Below are 25,977 nucleotides of genomic sequence, written 5' to 3' on the forward strand. Positions count from 1 at the left end.
CATGTCTAAACGGGGGTTACATTGGATGAAAAAAAGAAAATTAGTCATCACCCATAACCTAGAACTAGATCTGCTTAATCAAGTAAAAGCGATTATTCCTGACTGGGAACTGATTGCTTCTAAAGAAAAAGAAGTGTGGCAAGAAGAAGTAAAGGATGCCGAAATCATTGCCGGCTGGAAAAAGGGACTAGATGAATATTGCCTAGGTTCAAAGTCAAACCTGAAGTGGCTGCAAACCTGGAGCGCAGGTGTCGACTCCATGCCGCTTGAAAAATTAGCTGCACGAAATATTAGTTTAACCAGTGCCAATGGCGTCCATTCTTATCCGATATCTGAGACCATCTTCGCTTTGATGCTGGGTTTAACCCGTAAAATCCATACATATGTTAAAAACCAGCAAGCACAAATCTGGCATCATGCCAATATGAAACTGGAGATCCACAAAAAAACGATTGGAATTATGGGAATAGGGGCTATCGGCAGCGAAACCGCTAAAATTGCCAAAGCATTCGGAATGAAGGTGCTTGGAGTTAGAAACTCTGGAAAACCTGCTGAATTTGTTGATGAAATGTATACAACTGACCAGCTGCATCTTGTGCTGCCGCAGTGTGATTATGTTGTCGTCACGCTGCCGTATACAAAGGAAACCCATCAATTATTTGGCGCTGCGCAATTTAAACAAATGAAGCATTCTGCCTTTTTTATTAATATCGGCCGCGGCCAGATTGTGGCGGAAGACCAATTAGTACATGCGTTGCAGGAAGGCACAATTGCAGGTGCCGGATTGGACGTATTTGAAACAGAGCCGTTAAGTACGGATAGTCCGCTATGGAAAATGGATAACGTCATTATTACACCACATACTGCAGGCTCCACGGAACACTATAACCAACGAGTAGTTGAAAATATCTTAATACCAAACTTAAAGGATTATCTCTCCGAGGGCACCCCTTCAATTAACCTTGTTGATTATTCTAAAGGGTATTAAGTAAAAACATTTTGGTGTCAGTTCCACCATGTGAAATTTTCACATGGTGCCTGACACCTTTAAAATTCCTCTTTCAAGATTGAATATATTTTTAAATCACGGTGCTTGCCTTTGATAAACATTGCCTTGCGGTTGATTCCTTCAAAAGACATACCTGCCTTTTCCATTACTCTTTGAGAGCCAATGTTTTCTGTAAAACACCTTGCCTGAATACGAATTAAATCCATTTTTTCAAAGCCAAATTTTATTAGTTCCTTTGCTGCTTCTGAGGTGATTCCTCGTCCCCAGTAATCCTTGGCCAAACAATAGCCGATTTCAGCACTATTATGCTCTGGACGCCACCAGACAAAATCTATTGTCCCAAGGAGCTTGCCGGTTTCTTTATATTCAATGCCCCAAGGAGCAACCTTCTTATTTTCATATTGTTGCAAGACAAAATTGACAAATTTCTTCGTGTCGGAGGGCCACTTATGCTTATCCCAAGTTACATATTTGGATACTTCTTCATTGGAACAATATTCATACAGATCATCAACGTCCCCTAAAGTAATTTTTCGCAGAATAAGACGTTCCGTTTCCAATGTTGGTAAATTGCTATTGATTTGTTCGATTTTCATTTCAACCGCTCCGTTTCTTTTAAAAGTAAGGCAGCACTTGAAGCGCTGCCTTACTTACGATATCTGATTGGTTTATCACTGGCCTTAAAGTTATAAACAGGTGTAATGAAGCTTTCAATTTCGACTGTTTCCCCGACTTTTTCTAGAATTTCATTCATCGGCTTGTAGGCCATTGGCGCTTCATCAAGCGTCTCCTCAGAAACGGATGTCGTCCAGATTCCTTTCATGGTGTTATGGAAATCCTCCATATTCAAGGTTTTCATTGCCTTCGTCCGGCTTAAGACACGGCCGGCCCCATGCGGCGCAGAATAGTTCCACTCTTCATTCCCTTTTCCCACCGCCAAAATCGAACCGTCTCTCATGTTAATCGGAATGATCAGGCGTTCACCTTTTTGCGCGGAAACCGCACCTTTCCGTAAAATCAAATTATCCGTATCTATATAATTGTGAACCGTATCAAATTGGTCCACAATGTCAAAATTCATATTTTCCGATATTGCCCTGACAATTTCCTCGCGATTTGATTTTGCAAATGCCTGGGCAAGTTTCATGTCATGAATATAATCCTGGAAATCCGTTCCTTCTAAATAAGCTAAATCATTAGGAATTACCGGATTTTTTTCCTTATGACTTTCAATAATAGCTTGTATTTCCTTATGCCGGCCTTCCGTTTTTAATTGGGCAATTATTTCTGTTAAATCATGCTTGCGATGGTTTGAGATTGCTAGTTTTTGATAATAAGTCGCAATCCTTGCTCCAACGTAACGGCTGCCGGTATGGATGGTTAAATAATAATAGCCATCAGAATCGATTGAGACCTCAATAAAATGGTTGCCTCCGCCAAGCGTTCCCAGGCTGGACCGGCTCTTATTTTGACTTAAAATATGAGCGGCTTTAAATTCCTCTGCATCTGGAAAACTAGTTTTTACAAACTTAACGGTCTCTTCTGTATGAATCTCCTGGCCGCTGGGGATGTAGGTTCGAATGACCTGATCCAGCTTGTTAAAATCAATGTTTTTTTCCTTTAATTTTGCCGTCAAAACGCCACAGCCGACATCAACGCCAACCAGATTTGGTACAACTTTATCCTTTAACTGAATGGTTGTGCCGATAACACAGCCTTTCCCAGCATGATAGTCTGGCATAATACTAATTTTTGCATCCTTCAAAAATGCTTGATTGCAAAGTTCTTGAATTTGTTCAATCGCCGTTTCCTGCGGATGGTTAGAAAATACCTTTGCTTCTGTCTGCGATCCCGTTACTCGTATCACCTTGTTTTCCCCCTTTCAGGTGCAGATTATGAATATGCTACCAGAAACTGGACATTTGGGCAATGAGTTTTTTGGGATACCTTATTGGGTTAACACAATAAAGCCTAACCATGCAATTAGGAATCTTTCCTTTTCCACGATTCCACGCTCTATGAACCTCCCATAGTGCGCAAAATTCCTCATTTTCGCGCACTATAAACCTAGACTCCTTTTCCAAAATCCATCACACATAAAAAATAAGGACGTCCCATAAAAGGACATCCCTATAATCAAAACCCTAATATATCGTTTGCATCCCTTTTCCTGCAACAGTCATCCATTCGAACTGGCGCAGGCGTACTTCGAATAGTGTCAGCGGGTCCCGGAACATTTCCGGGTTTGTATTCATTTGATCCAGCAGCTCTTGATTCTTCTGTATTTCTGCACTGGCTTCTTCCACAGAATGATTCAAGACCCCTAATGGACCTTTGAAAAACATATTTACATCACGCTCGAGCGATTTTTCAAACAGCTCAAACGGCTGGAAAAATTGCCGTCCGACATCATCGGCAACCTCTGTGTAATCCTCATTTTCCACAAATGCTTTGTATTTATTGTGAAGCATGGCCTTATTTTGAGACAAGGCTCCGAATAGTTTTCCGGCACTTTTCAGTAAAAATTGTGACGGGGTTCGGCGCAGAAGAATATTTACTTTTTCCAGCTGGAAGCCGTTCGTCATCCGGTCGGTATCACGGCGCCAGTCATCCAGCACTTTAAAATCGCACGATAGCGTTAATCGCTCTTCCCCATACATGCTGTTAAAACTATCTGCAAGCTCATTCAGGAATTCCTGACTCTGCTCAAGTTCCTCTGTGCAGTTCCCAATCCAATCTTGAAGCTCCCGGTAATATTTCGGCATCATTTTCTCTTCCAAAAATTCCTGAAGCCTGTGGTTCATTTCATCATTCAACTCTAAGTGGATTCTGCTGAAATTACTATCCTCTTTAATTAATTCGGAACACTCCTGAAGCATCTTCGGAACGGCTGAAGCAATCTCCTCCTGCATTGATTCCTTAATGGATCGGTAGGACCTCGCAAGCATCTCTGCTTTATGGGCAACCGTATCATGCATTTGATTAATGGCGCCATTTAGTTTCAAATGCATTTCCTCATTCCAGCGTACGGCCTCCACCAATTGATTTTCAACATCAATCCTCTTTTGTAAAAAGCTTGAAAGCATTGTCCGAATATAGTATAAAAGCTTCGCCAATCGTTTATCCTCAAGATTTCTTGTATGTTTAATAGACTGGATAAACTCCTGTAATTCGTTAATCTGAGTTTGGCGGTCATATTGTGAAGAGAATGCAAAGATTTTGGCATCCGGCAGCATAGTATGAACGGTCGATTTTACTTCCTGGTAAATTCTAATGGCATCGTGTTCATTTGCAATGGTATCCATTTTGCTTAGTAAAAAATGAACCGGAATATCCGGGGCAAGTTCCTGAATTTGCTTAAGAGCTGCCCGCTCTTTCTCACTAAATGGTGTATTAGCATCAAGGACAAACAGGATCGTATCCGCCACATGGAAATTTTTCAAAACCTCCAATACATCATGATGGCTCCCCTTTAGTCCCGGTGTATCCATTATCGCCAGACCGCTATCCTTCAAAAATCCATTTGGTTGTTTAAATTCTATAATCGATTCTAATGCATTCCGCATTCGATCCATTCGCTCTTGGAAATCGGCAAATTCTTCAAGTCTGGTAATCTCGAAGTCCGTAATTTCAGTGATTTCCTGTTCATCAGCGTTTTTAAACATTACCATAGTAGATGTTGGACTATCTTGTAAATCCTCATCAAATAAATTGTTCACAAAAGTAGATTTGCCGCTGCCGGTAAGGCCCGTCACAAGTATGCGATAGGTTTCAAAGTCAACCAGCTGCTCTACCATCCACTTTACCCTGCTATTCGTACCCATATCATGAGCTTCAGCCCAATCCATAATGGTATCAAACAGTGTCAGGCACTCTTGCAGCTCATTTAACTCTATTTCAATCGTACTAATGAGGTTTTCTGCCTCTTTCACAATCGATACACTGAGGCTTGCTGGAAATAATTCATTCCATGATAAAATGGCCGCCGATGAAATCACAACATGATCTTTGTCAGCTAAGCGCAGCCAATTCGTTAATAAATCCGGAACATAATCACGAAGCTGTTTAATGAAATATTTACCGTTAATCAAGTCAAAATAAGCCTCTTTATGAAGCTTCGACAGCAACGCCCACCCATCGCTGCGTTCCAAATCAAGATTTAAAAGCAGATGATTGATTTCATTTACCCAGGTAAAATAGGAGTCTTCATGCCTGCAGCTGTTCCACAATGCTCCCACAAGCTGTTCAAACTTTTTCTGATTTTGATAAAAAAGCATGGTCAATGCGTGCGAGAAGTAGCTTGGAGCAAAACCTTTGGTTACTCCTTTTTCCACATATTCTAAGAGAATATCAAACCACTGCAGCGACTCTGTCCGCTTTGCTTCATTTACGGCCAGTTCAACGGCATTTTCCCAATCCCCCCGATCCTCAAAAAATGTTCGGGCAATCTCAGTAACATTTGGATAGTCTGGGTTCTGCTGAACGGTCCTTTTTATGGTCGATACAGCTGCATCAAGCTTACCGCGGTCGATATACAATGAAAATAATTTCAAGGCTACCTCCGCATTTAGTATTGGATCATCGGTATGGATCGCCGTGTAAATATCCTCCGCAGTCGAAGCCATGCCTAACTCATAGTAAGCATCTGCAGTATTCTTTTTCGCCCATGGCTCTAGTTCATTAGCGATGTTTTCCCATTTAAAAATAGCAGTCTCATAATCTTTGTGATGAAAATAAACTTCCCCCTGGGCAAACCGGATGTTAGATAGATCCGGCATATCCTTATGTGCCTCTTCCTGAAAAACTTCTCCCAGCACACGAATAGGATGCATATTTTCATGCTCATTAATGAACATTTGATAGTATGTTTTTTGGATTAATTGTTGCTCTAACGTCATTGCTTTCCCCCTCCAATTGCAAACTCTTTATCATTCATATGGAAAAGTGACATAATTATTCTCTACACAATTCGATAATAGTTGACATTTTCAGTCTCAATTTTTACATTTTAGCAAATGTTTTGTGCAAATTTGTTTCAATTGCATTTCATTTCGAAGACAAAACCTGCTGTCAAATTAAATAGGAGCTGCAGATAAACAACGGACTCCCCTCTATTTTATAATACTCTACTAAAAAAAGCCTTCGTTCGCTCTTTTTGGATTCACAAATAATTCTTTCGGTGAATAAATCAATTTCCTAAAATAATAATATTTTTTTGAAATCCGAATACAAATTTATAAAAATAATATTTTGTGCATAAATAAACATTTCTAATTAGCATATAATTCTATCTACTTTAACACCTGTTTTATCCACATTTCTCTATTATTTCCACTACATTTGCATTATTAAAAATTGCTATAAAAAAATTCTAAATTTTTTTATTTGCCTTACAACCTTATTATGACAAGATTGTAAACGCATTCACTATATTTGACTAATTTGAATTGTCTGATTTTTGTATTGACCACATCACCATTTGGTTGTATTATTATCGCTAATAAAGAACTCATACGAACAACGCCTTTTCACATCCAGAATATTATACGGATGAGGCAAGGCTTTTATTTTAAATATGAGTGTTTAATCATTTAAAGCGTTTATTCCTTGAAACCTATAAAAAGGAAAGATTGGTTCATCAAGGGTTCGCAAAAGCGTTAAAACAAACGGATGGGCTTGTTCCACAATAACAGCAAACCGTACCGTAGTAAGTAAGAGGAGGCGCTTATTGATGCGCAGCGATATGATTAAAAAAGGGGTTGACCGTGCTCCCCACCGCAGTCTTTTATACGCAACCGGAATCAAAACAAGCGATTTAGAAAAGCCATTTATTGGTGTATGTAACTCGTTTATCGAAATAATCCCGGGACATAAACACCTTAATCATTTCGGTGAGATTGTTAAAGAGGCCATTCGCGAAGCCGGTGGTATCCCATTCGAATTTAATACAATTGGCGTCGATGATGGAATTGCTATGGGTCATATTGGCATGCGTTACTCACTTCCAAGCCGCGAAATTATCGCAGACAGTGCTGAAACAGTGATTAATGCCCATTGGTTCGATGGTGTATTCTACATTCCAAACTGTGACAAAATCACACCGGGAATGTTAATGGCAGCGGCCAGAACCAATGTCCCATCAGTATTTGTCTCAGGCGGTCCGATGGAAGCTGGTGTAAGTGCTGCCGGCAAGCCGCTTTCCCTTACTTCTGTATTTGAAGGAGTAGGCGCCTACCATAATGGAACAATGACACAGCAGGAGCTGCTTGATATTGAACAAAATGCATGTCCTACATGCGGTTCATGTTCTGGTATGTTCACTGCAAACTCTATGAACTGTCTGATGGAAGTGTTGGGAATGACCGTTCCTGGTAATGGAACAATCGTAGCAACTTCCGATCAAAGACATGAGCTGATCAAACAAGCAGCCAAACATTTAATTGAATTAGTTAAAAAAGATATTCGCCCTCGTGATATTATGACAAAAGAAGCATTTGATAATGCTTTTGCGTTAGATATGGCAATGGGCGGTTCAACTAATACAGTTCTTCATACACTTGCTATCGCACATGAAGCAGGAATTGAATACGACTTACGTGATATTAATAAAATCGCTGAAAAAGTCCCATATTTAGCAAAATTAATGCCTGCTTCCAATTACTCAATGGATGATGTTGAACGTGCTGGCGGTGTCAGTGCCATTCTCAATGAGCTTTGTAAAGTTGATGGCGCATTAAATAAAGATTGCATCACGATTACTGGAAAAAAATTAGCAGAAAATGTAAAAGATGCAACAATCCTAAATGATACAGTTATTCGTACGAAGGATAATCCATACAGCCATGTTGGCGGTCTGTCCATTCTTTTTGGAAATATTGCCCCAGATGGCGGTGTTATCAAAGTGGGTGCAGTAGACCCATCTATTAAAACATTCGTGGGTGAAGCGATTGTTTTTGATTCACAGGATGAGGCACAAGAAAATATCAATAATGGTACAGTCAAGTCTGGCCACGTCGTAGTGATTCGCTATGAAGGACCAAAAGGCGGACCAGGAATGCCGGAAATGCTTGCTCCAACTTCAGCTATTGCCGGTCGCGGCTTAGACAAAGAAGTTGCTCTTATTACCGACGGACGCTTCTCTGGCGCAAGCCGAGGAATCTCCATCGGTCATATCTCACCAGAAGCTGCAGAAGGCGGACCAATTGCTTTAGTGCAAAATGGAGATAAAATTTCAATCGACTTAGTGGATCGCTCCATCGAACTGCTTGTCGATGATGAAGAACTTGCCGAAAGACGCCGTAATTGGGTGAAACCAGAGCCGAAAATTAAATCTGGTTATCTAGCAAAATATGCGAAACTGGTTACTTCTGCCAATACCGGCGGAGTAATGAAAATATAATTGAAGCATCCAAGGGAAACGTTAGTACCTCTCCCCTTCATAAGAAGTCAAGGTGCTAAAATAATTTTTAAACTTTGAAAAATCTATAATCGAAAAATCGATGACGGGAACATAGGAATAAGAACATGTATTTCCAGAGAGCTGGGGTTGCTGGAAGCCCAGTAATACAACTTATTCTCGTCTCATCCCGGAGTGTTAAACTGAATGGCAGCGGCTTAGTAAGTTTAACCAGGTGTAATTTAGGCACCTGTTACCAAAACGAAGCGTATGTGCTTGATTTTACGCTTCATAAGGCAGTATTCGTAAGGATGCTGTGAATCCGGGTGGTACCGAGAAAATGAAGGCCATTTTTCTCCCCGATTATTCTGCAACTAATTTTTGAGATTGCAGTTTATTTGGAGAGAAGAAGGCCTTTTTAATTTTTTGAATTTGGTTATACACTTAGTTTTTTAAATTTTCAATTACCCATAAGGAGGGACATACGACGTGAAAGTAGAAGCAAAGCTGGAATTCCAGACCAGTACCGCACCCAAAACAGGTGCAGACCTTCTCATTGATCTTTTGATTAAAGAAGGTGTTGAAACTATTTTTGGCTATCCCGGAGGTGCCGTTCTGCCAATCTATGATGCCATTTATCGGGCAAAGGACAGAATCGGTCACATTCTTTTCCGTCATGAACAAGGTATGATTCATGCTGCAGAAGGTTATGCCCGAATTACAGGAAATCCGGGAGTCGTCCTTGCGACTTCAGGTCCTGGGGCAACAAACTTGGTCACTGGAATTACAGACGCCATGATGGATTCCTTACCGCTCGTGGTATTCACTGGGCAGGTTGCACGCTCTGTCATCGGAACAGATGCCTTCCAAGAAGCTGATGTTATGGCAATCACAACTCCTATCACGAAACATAATTACCAAGTGCAATCAATTTCTGATTTACCAAGAATCGTGAAGGAAGCTTTCCATATTGCTTCTACAGGCAGACCAGGACCTGTCTTAGTCGATCTTCCAAAGGATATAACGTCTGGAGCTATATCTGGAATTGTTGAAGAAGCAGCTATTGATTTACCTGGGTATCAGCCAACATTTAAGCCTAACCCACTACAAATCAAAAAATTGGCAGATTCACTGGCAAAAGCCCAAAAACCTGTAATTTTGTCAGGTGCCGGCGTCCTACACGCAAAGGCTTCCGAGGAGTTAACAGCCTTTGCAGAAAAACATAATATTCCGGTTGTTACTACCTTGCTTGGCCTTGGCACCTTCCCTGCTGACAGTCCGCTTTCCTTAGGAATGGGAGGAATGCATGGAACGTACGCAGCAAACATGGCTTTATACGAAAGTGATTTATTAATCAACTTTGGAGCCCGCTTTGATGACCGGCTGACGGGAAATCTAAAGCATTTCGCTCCATTTGCGAAAGTAGCGCACATCGACATCGATCCAGCGGAAATCGGTAAGAACGTGCCTACACAAATTCCAATTGTCGCAGATGCAAAGGTAGCTTTAGTTGAACTGCTTAATCACACAAAAAACTCGCCAAAAGCCGATGAATGGCTGGAAAAGCTCGTGAAATACAAGCAGGAATTCCCGCTTTGGTATAAACATGATCCAAACGGTATGTGCCCGCAATGGCTGGTTGAAGCAGTTCATAAAGTTACAAATGGAAAAGCCATTGTTTCCACCGATGTAGGCCAGCATCAAATGTGGGCTGCCCAGTTCTATACTTTCAATGAGCCTCACCGTTGGATCACATCTGGCGGACTTGGAACAATGGGCTTTGGCTTCCCAGCAGCAATTGGAGCACAAATTGCCGCTCCGGAAAGCACTGTTGTGGCTATAGTTGGTGATGCAGGATTCCAAATGACACTTCAAGAACTATCCGTCATTTATGAAAGAAACCTGCCTGTCAAAATCATTATCGTCAATAATGGAGCTCTTGGTATGGTCCGCCAGTGGCAGGAACTTTTATATGACAATCGTATTTCCGAATCCCTGCTTAATTCACAGCCTGATTTTGTGAAACTGGCAGAAAGCTACGGAATTCGCGGGATGAAGATTGATAATCAGGAAGACTTAATTGCTTCACTGCCTGAATTGTTTGCTCATAACGGACCAGTCTTAGTTGACTGCCGCGTACTGCAGCAGGAAAAAGTTTTTCCAATGATGCCTCCTGGAGCAGGGCTTCATGAAATGATTGGGGTGAAACCAATATGAAACGTATTATCACATTAACGGTTCAAGACCGAAGCGGTGTTCTAAATCGTGTAACAGGGCTTTTGCAAAGACGGCAATTTAACATTACAAGCATTTCCGTCGGTCCTACTGAAACTGAAGGGGTTTCAAAAATGACCCTTGTTGTTGATGTTGAGGACGATCAGCGTTTAGAGCAAGTTACCAAACAATTAAACAAGCAAATTGATGTGTTAAAAGTTTCCGATATTACCGATAAGGCGATTGTCGCTCGGGAACTTGCCCTAATCAAAGTAACATCTGGTTCACAGCTGCGCAGCGAAATCAACGGTCTTATCGACCCATTCCGCGCCATCATTGTGGATGTATGTAAAGAAAGCATCACCGTTCAAGTAACAGGCAAGCCTGAAAAGGTTGATGCTTTAATTGACTTGCTTCGCCCGTTTGGGATTAAAGAAATTGCAAGAACCGGCCTGACCGCCTTCTTACGCGGCCACCAGCCACAAGTAAATGAGTTAGTAACATATTCACTATTAAAATAAACTACTATTTTTGAGAGGATGACTTAATAATGGCAAAAGTACTTTATAACGGAGATATTCAAGAGGCAGTTTTACAAGGAAAGAAAATCGCAATCATCGGCTACGGTTCACAAGGCCATGCCCATGCACTTAACTTAAAAGAAAGCGGCTTTGATGTAGTTGTTGGTTTACGTCAAGGTAAATCTTGGGATAAAGCAGTTGAAGATGGTGTTGAAGTTACCACTGTTGCAGAAGCTACGGCGCAGGCAGATGTAATCATGATCCTTCTTCCAGATGAAATGCAGCCAAAAGTTTACAATGAAAGCATCAAAGATAACCTTGAAGCTGGAAATGCATTAGTTTTTGCCCATGGCTTTAACGTTCATTTTAACCAAATCGTTCCACCGGCAGATGTTGACGTATTCCTAGTTGCTCCAAAAGGACCAGGACACTTAGTACGCCGGACTTACACTGAAGGCGCTGGCGTTCCTGCCCTTTATGCAGTTTACCAAGACTATACTGGCCAAGCAAAAGACCTTGCCCTTGCATACGCAAAAGGAGTCGGCGCTGCTCGTGCAGGTGTATTAGGAACTACATTCCAAGAAGAAACTGAAACAGATCTATTCGGTGAGCAGGCTGTTCTTTGCGGCGGTGCAACTGCCCTTATCAAAGCAGGCTTTGAAACACTTGTTGAAGCTGGTTACCAGCCTGAAGTTGCTTACTTTGAGTGTTTACATGAATTAAAATTAATCGTTGACCTTTTATACGAAGGCGGCTTAGAAAACATGCGCTACTCTATCTCTGATACAGCTCAATGGGGCGATTTCGTATCAGGTCCACGCGTAGTAAACGAAGATACAAAAGCTCGCATGAAAGAAGTATTAAAAGATATCCAAACTGGTAAGTTTGCCCAAGGCTGGATCTTGGAGAACCAAGCAAACCGTCCACAATTTAATGCGATTAATCGTTCTGAAAACAACCATTTAATTGAACAAGTTGGACGCGAACTTCGTGCCTTAATGCCATTTATTAAAAAGCCGGTAAACGAAAAGAAGGAAGTGGCGGTAAATGGTTCACGTTAACATCTTTGATACAACCTTACGTGATGGAGAACAGTCCCCTGGTGTAAACCTAAACCAGCTTGAAAAATTGGAGATTGCCAGACAGCTTGAACGATTTGGCGTTGACATTATGGAGGCCGGCTTTCCGGCTTCCTCTCAAGGAGATTTTGAAGCAGTAAGAGCCATTGCTAGAACAATCAAGAATTCTTCTGTTACCGGCTTGGCACGTGCTACTAAATCGGACATTGACATTGCGTGGGATGCCTTAAAAGATGCGGCTGAACCAAGGTTGCATGTTTTCATTGCAACCTCCCCTATCCATATGCAATATAAACTGATGAAAACACCTGACGAGGTCATGCAGACCGCTGTTGACATGGTCTCCTATGCGAAGCAAAGGTTTCCGCATATTGAGTGGTCAGCTGAAGATGCTTCTCGCTCAGATCTTGATTTTCTCGTTCAAATCATTACAAAGGTCATCGATGCTGGGGCTACTGTAATCAACCTTCCTGATACGGTTGGTTATACAACACCGGAAGAATATGGCCGGATGTTCCGTTATATTCGAGAAAATGTTCCAAATATTCATAAGGCAGCCCTTTCCTGCCATTGTCATGATGACTTAGGAATGGCTGTTGCCAATTCCCTTGCAGCGATTGAAAATGGGGTTACACAGGTAGAAGGCACGATTAATGGGATCGGAGAGCGTGCCGGAAATGCATCCTTAGAAGAAATCGCTGTTGCTTTAAATATTCGTAAGGATCGCTATCCTTATACTACGAATCTAGTTTTAAAAGAAATCAAACGTACTAGCGATTTAATCAGCCGCTTTACCGGGATGAAGGTTCCGGGCAATAAAGCAGTTGTCGGAAAAAATGCGTTTGCCCATGAATCAGGAATTCATCAGGATGGTGTGTTAAAAAATGCCTTAACCTATGAAATTATCACTCCTGAAATGGTCGGAGTACAATCCAATGACCTAGTTCTTGGAAAACACTCAGGACGCCACGCTTTTAAAGATAAAATCGAGCAAATTGGCTTTGACTTATCTCCAGAAAAGCTGAACGAGGCGTTCACAGCATTTAAACAATTAACGGACCGTAAAAAAGAAGTAACTGATGAAGATCTATTTACAATTTTAATTGATATTCAAACGGCTGCTGTTGATGTGAAAAAATATGAACTGGTTGCATTCCAGGTTCAGTACGCTTCCGCAAATCTTCCAACTGCAACAGTTGCCTTAACTACTCCAGAAGGTATCAAAGTAGAAACGGCCCGCACCGGAAACGGCAGCGTAGAAGCGCTATATAACACATTAGAAGCATTAATTAAAGAAGAAATTTTCCTAACTGATTTTAACTTAAGCTCCGTTGGCAGCGGACGCGATGCCCTTGCAGAAGTCCATGTCAAAATGACCGTAAACGGCACAAAAGTCAGCGGACGCGGCTCCGCCCAAGACGTCTTAGAGGCAGCCGCCAAAGCATTCATCAACGCCGTCAATCGCGTATTCTTTAACCAAACAATCGCTGTCAAAGAATCAGCGCTTTAATCAATTGGTGTCAGGCACCACTCGTGGACAAATGTCCACGGGTGGCGGACACTTTATCTCATTATCAGCTTTTTTGGTTGGTATCAGGGAACTTAAATTTTTTCAAATTTATAAGGAGGTTGCTCTTATGAAAAAACGTATTGTTTTACTTCCCGGTGATGGGATCGGTAAGGAAGTTATGAATTCCGCAAAGGAAGTATTGTCCGCAATTGCGGAAGAGTTTAATCACACATTCAGCTTTGAGACCCATGAAATCGGAGGAGCAGCCATTGACCAGCACGGCACTCCCCTGCCAGATTCAACAGTAGATGCCTGCAAACAGGCAGATGCCGTATTACTTGGTGCCGTTGGCGGACCAAAATGGGACCAAAATCCTTCCCATCTCCGTCCGGAACGCGGTTTGCTTGGAATCCGAAAAGCACTTGATTTATATGCCAACTTAAGACCTATCAAAGGATTCAAAAACCTGCTTCATGCTTCTCCATTAAAGGAAGAAGTTATTTCAGGGAGCGACCTCCTTATTGTTCGTGAATTAACTGGCGGGCTTTACTTTGGAACTCCTAGTGAACGTCGGGAAAATGGTCAGGTCGTTGTCGATACCCTTGCCTATACCCGTCACGAGATTGAAAGAATTGTAGAAAAAGCTTTCCAAGCTGCACAAGGCCGCAGCGGTCGTCTTGCTTCGGTAGACAAAGCGAACGTGCTTGAATCCAGTAAGCTATGGCGCGAAATTGTTGAAGAGAAAAAGGCTCAGTATCCAGATGTAGAAGTTGAGCATGTATTGGTTGATGCAGCAGCAATGAAACTAATCACGAATCCAAAACATTTCGATGTCATTGTTACCGAGAACATGTTTGGCGATATTTTAAGCGATGAGGCTTCTGTATTAACTGGTTCTCTTGGAATGCTCCCTTCTGCCAGCTTAAATGAATCGGGAGTAGGACTTTACGAGCCAGTACATGGTTCAGCACCTGATATAGCTGGTAAAGGTATCGCTAACCCGCTTGCAATGATCTTATCGGCAGCACTTATGCTCCGCTATTCTTTCCAATTGAATGACGAGGCCAAACTGATTGAAGATGCAGTTCAAGCGATTTTAGATTCAGGCTTCCATACTGCTGACCTTAAAGTTGCAAACGGCCGCAAGGTAGGCACGGAAGAAATGACTCGTTTAGTGGTTGACCACATTAAAACTCAATCTGCATCTAAATGTATCGCAAGCTGTTACTATTAATTAATTAATTGATTGATTTACGGATGGGTAAACTGCGCTTCGTTTGGCGGTTTACCCGTCATTTTTCATACTTTAAAAATCTATTAACGTGAGGAAGGAACACAATGCAAACACCAAAAAATATTATCCAAAAAATTTGGGAACAGCATGTTGTCCATCAAGAGGAAGGAAAACCAGATTTACTTTATATCGATTTACACCTTGTACACGAGGTAACCTCTCCTCAGGCGTTCGAAGGTCTTCGTATGAACGGCCGTAAAGTCCGCCGTCCAGATCTTACTTATGCGACAATGGACCACAATGTTCCAACCCGTGAACGTCATATTATCAATGATCCAATTTCTAAAAAACAAATGGACACCTTAAAACAAAATTGCCAAGAATTTGGCGTTACACTTGCTGATATTAACCACCCTGATAATGGGATTGTCCATGTTATCGGCCCTGAACTTGGTCTTACCCAGCCAGGAAAAACAATCGTCTGCGGCGACAGCCATACCTCTACACATGGTGCCTTCGGTGCGCTTGCTTTCGGAATCGGGACAAGCGAGGTTGAACATGTTCTTGCTACACAAACCCTTTGGCAAGCACCTCCTAAAACTTTAAATGTAAAAGTAAATGACAAGCTTGGTACCGGCGTGACAGCTAAAGACTTAATCTTAGCGATTATTGGAAAATTTGGCGTAAAGTTTGGAACTGGCTATGTTATTGAATATACAGGTGAAGCGATTCGTGACATGTCTATGGAAGAGCGCATGACCGTTTGTAACATGTCCATTGAAGGCGGCGCTAGAGCTGGTCTTATTTCACCAGATGAAACTACCGTTGAATATTTACGCGGTCGCAGACATGTTCCACAAGGTGAAGCCTTTGAAGAAGCGGCTGCACGCTGGAAAGCACTGGCTACTGATGAAGGAGCCGTTTATGATACCGTTGTAGAAATTGATGCGGCCGAAGTGGAACCACAGGTAACGTGGGGAACAAACCCAGGAATGTGTATTCCTGTTACAGCAAATGTTCCTAGCCCTGATAGCACTGATAAGGCTAGTGAAAAAGATGAGATTCAACGTGCGCTTGAATACATGGGACTTGAAGCTGGACAGCCTATTTCCAGTGTGAAAATTGACCATGTCTTCATCGGTTCTTGTACAAACTCCCGACTTAGCGACTTACGCAAAGCGGCTGAAGTCATCCGCGGTAAACAAGTAGATCCTTCTGTCACAGCGATTGTTGTTCCTGGTTCATTCAGCGTTAAACTTGCTGCTGAAAAAGAGGGCTTGGATCAAGTGTTTAAAGAGGCTGGATTTGAATGGCGTGATGCCGGATGCAGCATGTGCTTAGGAATGAACGACGATATCATTCCATCTGGCGAGCGCTGTGCTTCTACCTCTAACCGGAACTTTGAAGGCCGCCAAGGCAAGGGCGCCCGTACCCATCTTGTCAGCCCGGAAATGGCTGCAGCAGCTGCAATTGCTGGGCATTTCGTAGATGTTCGTAAGTTCACAGCACAGGAGGTAATGTAACGATGGAACCGCTACGTATACACCAAGGACTTGTTTGCCCGCTAGATCGGACAAACGTCGATACAGACCAAATTATTCCGAAGCAATTTTTAAAGCGAATTGAGCGCAGCGGCTTCGGTCAATTCCTGTTTTATAACTGGCGTTTTGACGATGACGGCAACCCAAATCCAGAATTCCCTTTGAATGCTCCACAATACAAAGGAGCTTCGATATTAGTGGCTGGCGAAAACTTTGGCTGCGGCTCTTCCCGTGAGCATGCACCATGGGCTGTGCAAGATTTCGGTTTCAAAGTCATCATCGCCCCAAGCTACGCTGATATTTTTAAAAACAACTGTGTGAAAAACGGCATTCTTGCGATTCAAGCAAGTGAAGAGCAGGTACAGACCATTATAGAAAAAGCTCAATCTGAAGGATACTCATTAACAGTAAACCTTGAGGATCAAGTTGTTTCAGATAACGAGGGATTCTCGTTTACTTTTGATATCGCACCGTATCCAAAAGAAATGCTGTTAAACGGCTGGGATGAGATTGGCGTTACTTTAACATATGAAGATAAGATTAAGGAGTATGAGCTTGCTCGTGCTTAGTTGAAAATGAGCCTGGGAGATTTCTCTCCGGCTCTTTTCTTTTTCCGCATAACCGCATATAAATGAGCATTGGCAACAAAACTGAATGTGAAATGAGTAATCTGTTTCCAATTGGGAGATAGGAAACAAAACTCGGGGTGAAAAAGAACAAAGTGTTTCCAATAGGCGGTATTGGCGACAGAACTCGAAAAAAAATATCAATATGTTTCCAATCCTTTTCCCCAATAGAATTCGCTACGTATCGCTGTCCTCATAATTAACAGGTTCCACCTCAAGAATAATCGGTTTCCCTTTACGCTTCAATTTTTCCATCAACTTATGACCCAGTCCCTGGCCTCTAGATTTTTTTGACACAAACAGATAATCAATAAACACAAAGTTTTCCAGTTCCGCATACATCAGCACATGATATTGTCCCTCATCCTTGTGATATATATCTGACCGCTCTTTCAGCAAAGTTTCCATATGCTCTCTTGATTTCATTTCTTCTATAGGGAAATATTGATTTAACTTTTCATACCAATGCATTAAACTACTCCTTTATTAAGTCTTATACCAAATACTATTATGAACTTCCTTCCAGTCCTATTCGAAAAAAAGCTGAGCGCTCCTACTGCCGCCCAGCTTTTTATAGCCTAGAACTCAGGCAATTCGCTTAAATTATTTTCCTTAATGCCATCCGGTTCGCTGCGAATGATATCTCTGCCATATTTATGAAATACATCGACATTGGCTATGTTGCCGGACTTCGCTTCGTCCAGAGCCGTTATATAATCTAATACCCTTCCAGTGCTGGTTTTAAACCCAATAATATCCCCATCATTATTTTTCTTAACCGCAACAAACTCTTCTTTACCCTCAGGAATGCTCTGCCCAGCTTCCATTCGCGACTGTCCCTCGCTCTGCTGTTTGTATTGTTCATATATTTTTTCGAAATCCTTCTGTTCCATTCATTCCACCTCCGAACATTTGTTAGTATTATTCTTATTGTTAAAATTATTCGGTCCCAGGCACCATGTGAAAAATTCACATGGTGCTGGACACCGGACGGTAATAATTTATTCCATACGCTTTTTATCTTTGCTGGTGATGATGATTTCGTATGGGTCGTCTTTTACCTTATTCCAGATTTCTTCGGTGTGGATAAAGTCTTCGGCCATAGACTTCAGATCTTTGGCTAATTGTGCAGCTTTTGGGTCTGTGCTTTTAAGCTTGATCGAGATATGAATTTGCATTTTTTCTCCTTTTAAGCTTTTATAGCCGACACTTGAGACTTTGTATTTTTTATAAGTCTTAAACTCACTCGCAATACCGGAAACAGCACCACTCCACCGGTTATATTGCTGTTCCTTCGCAAGATTAAAGATCCTATATTTAACTTTGACAGATTCTTCTCCTGCAGCTTTTAATTTTTCCTCAACCGCTTTTTTAATCTCATTTATTTTCTCTGGCTTTTCCGTATTCGGGAATTCCAATTCAATTGTTTCTGGACCACCGCCCCAGACCTGATTATATCCATGAGCATCAAGTACAGGTTTTACGATATCAAATAGTTCCTTTGTCTTCTTTTCGATCTGAGCTTGCTGCTTCTTCCATTCCTCAGACTCAACAACAAATTTCCTTACTCTCACATAATAATCCTCGTATCTTGTGCCCTTATATTTTTCACCATGAAGGATGGCGAAAGAGATCTTCTCTATACCGGGTTTCATTTTATTCACCGTTTCTGCCGGCACGTCAAGGTATACATAAACCCCTTCCTTTTTTCCGCCAACATGTTCCCTAACTTCTTTGACTGGATAACCTTCCTTTTTCAGTTCCCTCGTAATTAAATCAGAAAGGTTTTCATCAAATCGGTCGTAGATGGCACTTAAAGTCGGGATTTTCCCCATCATCTTTGCCATTGCAGGCGAAACGAACCCCGATCCCGCTAGAATCAAAAAGCTTGCTGCTGCAGTACTCGCGATGGCAACTACCTTTTTTCTCAATGTCGATTGCTTTTTCAAACTTTTTTCAAATAGATTCCATTCCTGATTAACCCGTTCAATTCTATCCTCATCAAACTCTCCTTCACGATACCTCTCAGAAAGCTTTTTTGTAAACCGCTCAAGTGACACAGGAACCTGTAGTTCATCAAGAGAGGGTTTCATCTCTTCTCTATTAGATGCCATACGTCTTTACCTCCAACGAATATGTGTTGTTTTTTTTCAATAAATCCGTAAGCTTTTTCCGGCCGCGTACTAACCGGGTTTTAATTGTATTGGTATTTTCATTTAAGATTAGGCTAATCTCTTTAATCGATAGATCTTCATAGTAGTGCAATAAAATAGGTACACTCTGGTCCTGAGGTAAGCTCGTAATAAGGGTAAGCATTTCCTGCTTATTTTCATTATGAACCGCCTCAGATTGGGCTGATTTTGACTTCATTTTTTCAATAGCCTCAGGACTCTCCTCAATATCTGAAAAAAGGTTTCTGGCATTTTTCCGATACACATCAATCAAACGCGAATACACCAGCCGGTAAAACCAAGCTTTAAAATTTCGGATATCCTTATTTTTCATAATGCTTATATAGCAATCTTCCAATGCAAGTTGAACGGCATCTTCTGCTAATTCTTTAGATCGGAGGATTAAATAGGCGGTTTTATATGCGGCCGCTAATCCCTCTTCCACAAGCATACTAAACGCATCCTCGTCCCCCATACGAATTCGATTCATTAACTGTTTTTCCATATTCAAAATGGTAAGGCCCCTTTCCATTTCATTCTGTCTACTATTATGTCGTTTTTTATCTCACGTTTGGTTTCACTTTTTAGAAGAAAATTTTTGGGGTATACAATAAAAACCTATATAATACCATTAATAGATGTTTTTGGAGTGTTAAATAATGCTGAGTTTGACAAAATCCCACGACGCGCGTAAAAACGAAGCACTTCTGGTGCAAATAACGGGAAAGCAATTAAATATTGGAGAAAACCTTTTGGAGACAGAGCAGTTATTTCAAAATTGCCTAGCAAAGAAACCTGTCCCAGTTCCTGCAGCTAATCATAAAGGAGCACCTTTTTCACTTTCAAAAAAAATAGGAGAAATTTTATTTCTGCCCTTGTCAAAGCCTGCATTTATCTCTAATCCCTCAAACATTCATGTCGATTCTAATAAGAATGTTTATCCAGATTGGAAGGACACACTTGACCAAGAATACAGCCAGTTAAAGAAGTTGATAACCAAAGAGGTGAATGTCGTAGATTTCGGGGCAGTGGGTGACGGTAAAACGGATTGCACCAAAGCTTTTAAAAAAGCAATCGGCACAGGAAGGGTTAAAGTTATCGTACCTGAAGGTGTTTTTATCACAAAAGGCCTTCGCCTGCCCTCCTGGACCTGGCTGACTGGTGCAGGAAAAGGTAGCACCACGATAAAACTCCATTACCAAGCTGATAGAAGTTCTAGACTAATAACCAATGCTCATCATTGGCATGGGAACCATCATATCATGATAGAAGGGCTTCGTTTGGACTGGAATGTAGAGCGGCTTGGCAGTGAGTCCAAGACAAGTACGTGGGGCAATCATTCAAGCTGTTTAACATTCGCTAATGTTACATATGGCTGGATCAAAGATATTGAGGCGGTTAATCCTGGACTCCATTGTATTGATATTACTTCGACACTTTACAATTATGCTGGAGATGGCAGGCGTGGCCGCGGTGGCAGCAAGTATGTCTGGGTCGATAACGTAAACGGCTATGGTTTCGGCGACGATGGGATTACTACCCATCATAGCGATTATATCTTAATTTCTCGTTCCCATCTGTGCGACCCGAGCGGCCGTGCTCACCGGAAAGGTTATTCCAATTCAAATGGAATTGAAATCGACGACGGCTCACAGAATGTCGTCCTTGTAAATAACTCAACTGCAAGATGCTTTGGAGGTGTGGAAATAAAGGCACACCAGAATTCTTCTGCGGCCTCAAATGTACAGATTATCGGCCATATTTCTGTGAACGATAATCGGTCCTATAACTTTCGCCATATTGGCCATCACAAAATGGAGGATCCCGAATCAAAGACGGCCTTCAATATTATGGCGACAAATCTCGTTTCGATTGAACCCGTGTTTACCGATTTATATAAGGATTCAAAACCACGCGGCTTAGTAATTTCAGGCTATAAAAATGTGGTGATTAATCATTGTACCTTCATAGGCAATCTTGATTACGATTATCGCGGCGGCCCAGTCGCCGCGATTCAGTATCGGGCAAGAAACGTAGTATTAACCAATATTTCTTTTAAAAATTTTTCCACAGCAGGTTCAGGCATTAAGATATTCGGCGGGAAAAACCGGGCTGATTCCATTATTATTCAAAATGTTGAGGTTACCTGCCCGACCAGCTCGTCCTTTGAACCAATCATGCCCGGCTCAGACCTTAAAGATCAAAAAATTAAAAATGTGAAGCAAATACGAGAACCTGGTCTACCTAAAAGTTAAGTGTTTGGGGGCTGGTGAAAACAAATTAAAAAAGAACCCGTTATTTAGGACAGAAAAAAGTGAACATATTTAAAGCGCCGGAAATCCATTCCGACGCTTTTTTATTTTTGCCGTTTAACTTCTTTTTCAGCTGTTAATTCATCAACGAGCTTTTCGGCGACCTTGCGATATAAACTGCTCATATGGACGAGTGATGAAATCATCAAAACCTGTTCTAAATAATGTGAATTTCCATCTTGTCCATCAGTGATTTCTTCCTTCACTTCCTTTACCCTTTGAAAAATATCTTCTTTAAAATCAGCGGCATTTCTTTTTGTTAGCTCGAGATAACTATTATAAAAAGAATCTAGATCTAAATCCTCCGCGAGAATCTTTTGGTTAAGACCATCCAAGGTCGTCTTTATATCATTGATTGATAGTGCACCTTTAAGCTGATAAATCAAACTGATTAATATGAGATGCTCTTTTGAGTACTTTTTATTTTTAATCGGAAAAATAAGTCTTCCTTTTGCATAATTATTAATCATCGTTTTAGTCAGGACTTTTTCCTCTTCATTCCGTTTTGAATCAGCAAATTTATTTTCAAACAGCTGAATGACTTGGTCCATATATAAATCGATCTTCGGAATTTCATTTAATTGTAGGTTTGCTTCTAAGTCCAGCTGTTCGATGATTTGATTGATTTTTGTGTCCATCTTGTGATCTCCGTTCGTGTACATGATTATTTTTTATTATACATGATGGGTTTGTTGTTGACTAGGTATTAATATAGCTGTATCATTATATGTAGTTATAAGAACTACATGTTGCGTTAGGGGGCAATTTATTGTGAGCAATTACATTCGGGAACCTATTAATGGATTAACGCATTTGGCCGGAGCAATTCTATCATTCATCGGACTTTTGGCAATGGTGATTAAAGCATCGATTACGATGCCATCACCGCTGGCCATTACGGCTGTTATTATTTTCGGCATCAGCATGATTTTGCTTTATTCAGCTTCAGCAACCTATCACATGGTGATTGCTAAAGATAAGGTCATCGCCTTTTTAAGACGATTGGACCATTCCATGATTTTCGTGTTAATTGCCGGAACGTATACACCGTTTTGTTTTATTAGCTTAAATGGAAAAACTGGTGCAATTTTATTCTCAATTATTGCTGCCGTTGCGATTAGCGGCGTTGTGTTTAAAATGGTCTGGTTCCAATGTCCTCGCTGGATTTCAACCGCTTTATATCTTGCTATGGGCTGGATGGTTGTGTTTGTGTTCTCACCTCTTGCGGGCAGTTTAAATCCAATAGGATTATTTTTGTTGGTACTGGGCGGGATTTTCTATACAGTGGGCGGTGTGATTTACGGAGCAAAGCCGAAGTTCTTACAATTAAAAAATTGGGGCTTTCACGAAATATTTCACATTTTTATTTTACTAGGAAGTTTGGCACATTTTTTAAGCGTGTTTTTATATGTGATTTAATAGAATAAGAAAACGACCGTGGAACCGTTCCATGGTCGTTTTTAGTTTTTGATTCGATTCATAAGTTCCTCATACAGGACAATGGCATGATTATAGACAGGATCCTTCGCGCCATATAAAAGTGTCACCGGCTCTTTAGAGGCAATATCAAAAATTTGCTGGGCTGCTTGGGATTGCGGACCTCCACTTCCAAGCTCTTGTATATAGCGCTGGCGGAACTCAGAAAACAACTCCGGCTTATGGCAAAACCATTTTCTTAAGTCCGGGCTCGGAGCAACCTCTTTCAACCAAAAGGATAGCCTAGCATTCTCCTTCGATATCCCTCGCGGCCACAACCGGTCTACCAATATCCGGCACCCATCCCCCTCATCATACGGATCATAAATGCGTTTTAAGTATATATTTGGCATTATTAGCCCCCTTATATTGTAGCGGTGTCAGGCACCACCAATAGACACTTTAGCCATTTTCTCCACCCTGGACGGACACGCTCGTTTTCAGGTGAAGTGTCCACTGGTGGGGGACAAATGTCCATGAGTGGTGTCAGGCACACAATATTTTAATCTTCGTCCTTAACATCCAAGTCCTCGGGAATTGGTTCGTTTAGGATCTCTTCAATTAGTTGTTTGTATTTTTCCACTTGTTTTAGGTGGGTGTTGAATTGTGCCTTGTAAATCAGGTATTCGTTCCCGTCATAGAGGGCGCGGATTTTTTTCTGCTGGATTAGTTTTTCAACTGTCGCTTCAGGAACTGAAAGGTATTCAGCTGTTTCCTTCACTGTTAGATACATATGCTTAATTACTCTCTTTCATAAAGTCTAAGTGTTCCACAACTCTGCCCGCTCTTCCTTTGGTCGAAGCTGCTTGTGATAATGAATTAAGAATCGCTTCCTCCGTCGCCTCTGCTGCGGCGGCAAATAGGCCGTTCATTAGCGAGTGATCTTCACGAACCTGCGTCCTAGTCTCCGTCGTTACCCCATCTGCAAAATGCGCAATTTTATGAGCCGTAGACAAAGCTATCACGATATCCCCGCTGCCATGGCTGTAATGACTGCCTGTTCTTCCTAGGCCAATACCGCACCGCTTTGCCACTCTCAGCAGCTGCCGGTCACTTAAAGGGGCATCAGTCGCCAACACGATAATAATGGAGCCGTCCGAAGTCTCAGAAATTCCATTCCCACTCGTATATTGGAACGAGCGAAATTCTTCCCTCCGGCCAAAATTGCTTAAAACCATACATCCTACCGTATATCCTTCCACAATCCGCGAAGAAGAGCCTATTCCGCCCTTATGGCCAAAACAAACCATTCCTTTACCCGCACCAACAGCACCTTCCTCGGCTCGATTAGTTGTAGCTTTTTTAATTGCCTCAATCGCATGCTCAGGCTTAACCGGGAATAATCGAATAGAATTCAAATAGCTGTCATTACACTCGCCTATAACAACATTAATCGTTCCGGTAGTGTCGCCGATTTCCGGATTTTCGTCAAGCATATACTCAAGCGTACCTTGTGCTGCGGCCGGCACTCCAAACGTATTCGTTAACATGATTGGCGATTCGAGGACACCCAATTCATTAACCTGCACAAGCCCGGTTGTTTTTCCAAAGCCATTGATGACATAACTTGCCGCCGTTACTTTTTCTTTAAACAAGTTTCCTCCATGGGGTAAAATCGCTGTCACACCAGTGCAGGCATACTCATTACCTTCCTCATCAAGCGGATAGTCGAGAGTTACATGCCCCACCCGGACACCTTCAACATCGGTGATACAGTTTTTCTTCCCTGCCGGCAGTTTGCCGATGGTCAAACCTAATTCTCTAATCTTCATTTCCGTACCCCCGGCAGATGATCCAGAAAGTTTTGCGACGCAAATCCCCTGACCTCATCTTCAGAATAATATTTTTGTAATTCATTTATCAGGTTTTGACTTTTAGAAGCATCCTCCAAGTTCACGACAAATTGGGAAATCCCATCAAAGTCAGAACCAAGGCCAATATTTTTCACCCCGCCCAACCCGCAAAAATGATCGATATGATTAATTAGGTCCGGAATGGTTGCATCTCCTGTCTCTTTAATAAATGGCGGATGGTACACCACATGAACCATGGCGCCCTTTTTAAACATTGCGATGGCCTGTTCATCTGTTAAATTCCGCGGGTGGTTGCATAGAGCCCTAGCATTGGAATGACTGGCAATCGGATAATCGGCGAGCTCAATAACCTCCCATATTCCCTTATCACTTAAATGAGAAATATCGGTGAAAATTTTGTGCTCGTTATTAAAATCCACAATTTCTTTTCCAAAGAGCGTCAGCCCGCCGCCGCGCGGTTCGCCAGCGCCATCTGCTGCCAGGTTGGCATTGTTCCATGTGAGTCCGACCAAACGTACGCCAAGTTGATGAAGAATTCTCAGCTTTAGCAGATCGTTGCCAATCGCATCGACACCCTCTAATGTTAGCATTGCACCTATTTGTCCGATATTTAACCGGTCAAAATCGGACCATGCTTTGATATGTACCATGTCGGGATTTTTCCCGAGCACTTCTTTGTAAAAATAATCGACTTGTCCTAGAGCCGCTTGGAATTTTTGATCAGACGGAATATCCGGCTCGATAAAGATTGCAAAACACTGGACCTTGACCTGGCCCTTTTGTAACCGGCTTTTGTTCGCCTGCAATTCAGGGGAATCCGCAAATCGAAGGGAGCCTTTTGTTTCCTGTAGCTTTAACAAAACATCGCAATGTAGGTCGATGATATTCAAAAACGCCCACCCCTTTCTTAAAAATTTTATCATAAATAGGTTGGCGGGGTGATGGTGTCTATTTGAAATATTGTTTAGAGATTATTGGCGACTTTGGCTCCTATTTTTTCTGTCTTTCGGTCGCCTATACCCCTTCTACGCTACCCACGGACGCTTTTTCTCCGTCTCTCGGTCGCCAATACCC

General features: G+C 41.7%; 23 protein-coding genes and 1 pseudogene. 12 read left to right on the forward strand and 12 right to left on the reverse strand.

The features are described 5' to 3' along the window. Positions 1 to 25 precede the first annotated feature (25 nt). The gene (locus tag IE222_RS21060) at positions 26 to 988 is read left to right on the forward strand and encodes a D-2-hydroxyacid dehydrogenase (RefSeq protein ID WP_191276263.1); all 963 of its coding nucleotides are present in this window, start codon (positions 26 to 28) and stop codon (positions 986 to 988) included. A 59-nt stretch (positions 989 to 1,047) separates the two neighbouring features. On the opposite strand, the gene IE222_RS21065 is transcribed toward IE222_RS21060, so the two are convergent. From IE222_RS21065 to IE222_RS21075, 3 genes are all read right to left on the reverse strand, one after another. Then, positions 1,048 to 1,605: a GNAT family N-acetyltransferase gene (locus IE222_RS21065; RefSeq protein WP_191276265.1), complete on the reverse strand. Its 558-nt coding sequence runs from the start codon at positions 1,603 to 1,605 to the stop codon at positions 1,048 to 1,050. A 50-nt stretch (positions 1,606 to 1,655) separates the two neighbouring features. Then, positions 1,656 to 2,876 (reverse strand): RtcB family protein, encoded by a 1,221-nt coding sequence (locus IE222_RS21070; RefSeq protein WP_191276267.1) that lies wholly within the window; start codon positions 2,874 to 2,876, stop codon positions 1,656 to 1,658. Between the two features lie 277 nt (positions 2,877 to 3,153). After that, a complete protein-coding gene (locus tag IE222_RS21075) occupies positions 3,154 to 5,907 on the reverse strand; it encodes a dynamin family protein (RefSeq protein ID WP_191276269.1) in 2,754 nt (917 codons plus the stop codon). A gap of 833 nt (positions 5,908 to 6,740) precedes the next feature. Between IE222_RS21075 and ilvD the strand changes: the two genes are divergently transcribed. The 9 genes from ilvD to leuD all read left to right on the forward strand — a co-directional run bounded on the left by ilvD (position 6,741) and on the right by leuD (position 17,073). Beyond that, the gene (ilvD, locus tag IE222_RS21080; RefSeq protein ID WP_191276272.1) at positions 6,741 to 8,408 is read left to right on the forward strand and encodes a dihydroxy-acid dehydratase; all 1,668 of its coding nucleotides are present in this window, start codon (positions 6,741 to 6,743) and stop codon (positions 8,406 to 8,408) included. Positions 8,409 to 8,533: 125 nt separating this feature from the next. Beyond that, a complete protein-coding gene (locus IE222_RS21085; protein WP_191276274.1) occupies positions 8,534 to 8,725 on the forward strand; it encodes a hypothetical protein in 192 nt (63 codons plus the stop codon). 169 nt (positions 8,726 to 8,894) lie between these two features. Beyond that, positions 8,895 to 10,622: a biosynthetic-type acetolactate synthase large subunit gene (gene ilvB / locus IE222_RS21090; protein WP_191276276.1), complete on the forward strand. Its 1,728-nt coding sequence runs from the start codon at positions 8,895 to 8,897 to the stop codon at positions 10,620 to 10,622. Next, the gene (ilvN, locus tag IE222_RS21095; RefSeq protein WP_191276280.1) at positions 10,619 to 11,140 is read left to right on the forward strand and encodes an acetolactate synthase small subunit; all 522 of its coding nucleotides are present in this window, start codon (positions 10,619 to 10,621) and stop codon (positions 11,138 to 11,140) included. Before ilvB ends, ilvN begins: the two co-directional genes overlap by 4 nt. A 29-nt stretch (positions 11,141 to 11,169) precedes the next feature. After that, positions 11,170 to 12,201, forward strand: a complete 1,032-nt coding sequence (ilvC, locus tag IE222_RS21100; RefSeq protein ID WP_191276281.1) for a ketol-acid reductoisomerase — start codon at positions 11,170 to 11,172, stop codon at positions 12,199 to 12,201. Beyond that, a complete protein-coding gene (locus IE222_RS21105) occupies positions 12,188 to 13,729 on the forward strand; it encodes a 2-isopropylmalate synthase (RefSeq protein WP_191276282.1) in 1,542 nt (513 codons plus the stop codon). The genes ilvC and IE222_RS21105 overlap by 14 nt, the downstream gene beginning before the upstream one ends. A gap of 127 nt (positions 13,730 to 13,856) precedes the next feature. Continuing rightward, positions 13,857 to 14,963 carry a 3-isopropylmalate dehydrogenase gene (gene leuB, locus IE222_RS21110; protein ID WP_191276283.1) on the forward strand — a complete coding sequence of 369 codons (1,107 nt, stop codon included), beginning with the start codon at positions 13,857 to 13,859 and terminating at the stop codon, positions 14,961 to 14,963. Positions 14,964 to 15,067: 104 nt separating this feature from the next. Beyond that, entirely contained in the window at positions 15,068 to 16,486 is a 1,419-nt protein-coding gene (gene leuC, locus IE222_RS21115) for a 3-isopropylmalate dehydratase large subunit (RefSeq protein ID WP_191276284.1), read from the forward strand. 2 nt (positions 16,487 to 16,488) lie between these two features. Then, positions 16,489 to 17,073 carry a 3-isopropylmalate dehydratase small subunit gene (leuD, locus tag IE222_RS21120; RefSeq protein WP_191276286.1) on the forward strand — a complete coding sequence of 195 codons (585 nt, stop codon included), beginning with the start codon at positions 16,489 to 16,491 and terminating at the stop codon, positions 17,071 to 17,073. A gap of 237 nt (positions 17,074 to 17,310) precedes the next feature. Here leuD and IE222_RS21125 read toward each other — a convergent pair. The 4 genes and pseudogenes from IE222_RS21125 to IE222_RS21140 form a co-directional block, all read right to left on the reverse strand. Beyond that, positions 17,311 to 17,601 (reverse strand): annotated as a pseudogene (locus IE222_RS21125) (GNAT family N-acetyltransferase); the annotation flags it as partial. 107 nt (positions 17,602 to 17,708) lie between these two features. Continuing rightward, positions 17,709 to 18,023, reverse strand: coding sequence for a DUF3892 domain-containing protein (locus IE222_RS21130; protein WP_191276288.1), 315 nt, complete (start codon positions 18,021 to 18,023; stop codon positions 17,709 to 17,711). Between the two features lie 108 nt (positions 18,024 to 18,131). Continuing rightward, positions 18,132 to 19,244, reverse strand: coding sequence for a DUF4179 domain-containing protein (locus IE222_RS21135; RefSeq protein WP_191276290.1), 1,113 nt, complete (start codon positions 19,242 to 19,244; stop codon positions 18,132 to 18,134). Beyond that, a complete protein-coding gene (locus IE222_RS21140) occupies positions 19,234 to 19,806 on the reverse strand; it encodes an RNA polymerase sigma factor (RefSeq protein WP_191276292.1) in 573 nt (190 codons plus the stop codon). Before IE222_RS21140 ends, IE222_RS21135 begins: the two co-directional genes overlap by 11 nt. Before the next feature lie 154 nt (positions 19,807 to 19,960). Here IE222_RS21140 and IE222_RS21145 point away from each other — a divergent pair, with 154 nt between their 5' ends. Then, positions 19,961 to 21,556 (forward strand): glycosyl hydrolase family 28-related protein, encoded by a 1,596-nt coding sequence (locus tag IE222_RS21145; protein ID WP_191276294.1) that lies wholly within the window; start codon positions 19,961 to 19,963, stop codon positions 21,554 to 21,556. A gap of 101 nt (positions 21,557 to 21,657) precedes the next feature. Here the strand turns inward: IE222_RS21145 and IE222_RS21150 are convergent, their stop codons facing one another. Then, on the reverse strand, positions 21,658 to 22,251 hold the full coding sequence (locus IE222_RS21150) for a DUF1836 domain-containing protein (RefSeq protein WP_191276296.1): 594 nt from the start codon (positions 22,249 to 22,251) through the stop codon (positions 21,658 to 21,660). A 133-nt stretch (positions 22,252 to 22,384) separates the two neighbouring features. On the opposite strand from IE222_RS21150, the gene trhA reads away from it, so the two are divergent. Then, positions 22,385 to 23,032, forward strand: a complete 648-nt coding sequence (gene trhA, locus IE222_RS21155; RefSeq protein ID WP_191276298.1) for a PAQR family membrane homeostasis protein TrhA — start codon at positions 22,385 to 22,387, stop codon at positions 23,030 to 23,032. A 41-nt stretch (positions 23,033 to 23,073) separates the two neighbouring features. On the opposite strand, the gene IE222_RS21160 is transcribed toward trhA, so the two are convergent. The 4 genes from IE222_RS21160 to IE222_RS21175 form a co-directional block, all read right to left on the reverse strand. Next, positions 23,074 to 23,442: a DUF488 domain-containing protein gene (locus IE222_RS21160; protein ID WP_191276300.1), complete on the reverse strand. Its 369-nt coding sequence runs from the start codon at positions 23,440 to 23,442 to the stop codon at positions 23,074 to 23,076. 149 nt (positions 23,443 to 23,591) lie between these two features. Further along, positions 23,592 to 23,822 carry an excisionase family DNA-binding protein gene (locus IE222_RS21165; protein WP_191276301.1) on the reverse strand — a complete coding sequence of 77 codons (231 nt, stop codon included), beginning with the start codon at positions 23,820 to 23,822 and terminating at the stop codon, positions 23,592 to 23,594. A gap of 4 nt (positions 23,823 to 23,826) precedes the next feature. Next, complete coding sequence (locus IE222_RS21170) at positions 23,827 to 24,861, reverse strand: DmpA family aminopeptidase (protein ID WP_191276302.1); 1,035 nt, start codon at positions 24,859 to 24,861, stop codon at positions 23,827 to 23,829. After that, entirely contained in the window at positions 24,858 to 25,793 is a 936-nt protein-coding gene (locus IE222_RS21175; protein WP_191276304.1) for a dipeptidase, read from the reverse strand. Before IE222_RS21175 ends, IE222_RS21170 begins: the two co-directional genes overlap by 4 nt. Between the last annotated feature and the right edge of the window lie 184 nt (positions 25,794 to 25,977).

Origin of the sequence: Neobacillus kokaensis, from assembly GCF_014656545.1 — a bacterium.
Classification (GTDB): Bacteria; Bacillota; Bacilli; order Bacillales; family Cytobacillaceae; genus Neobacillus; species Neobacillus kokaensis.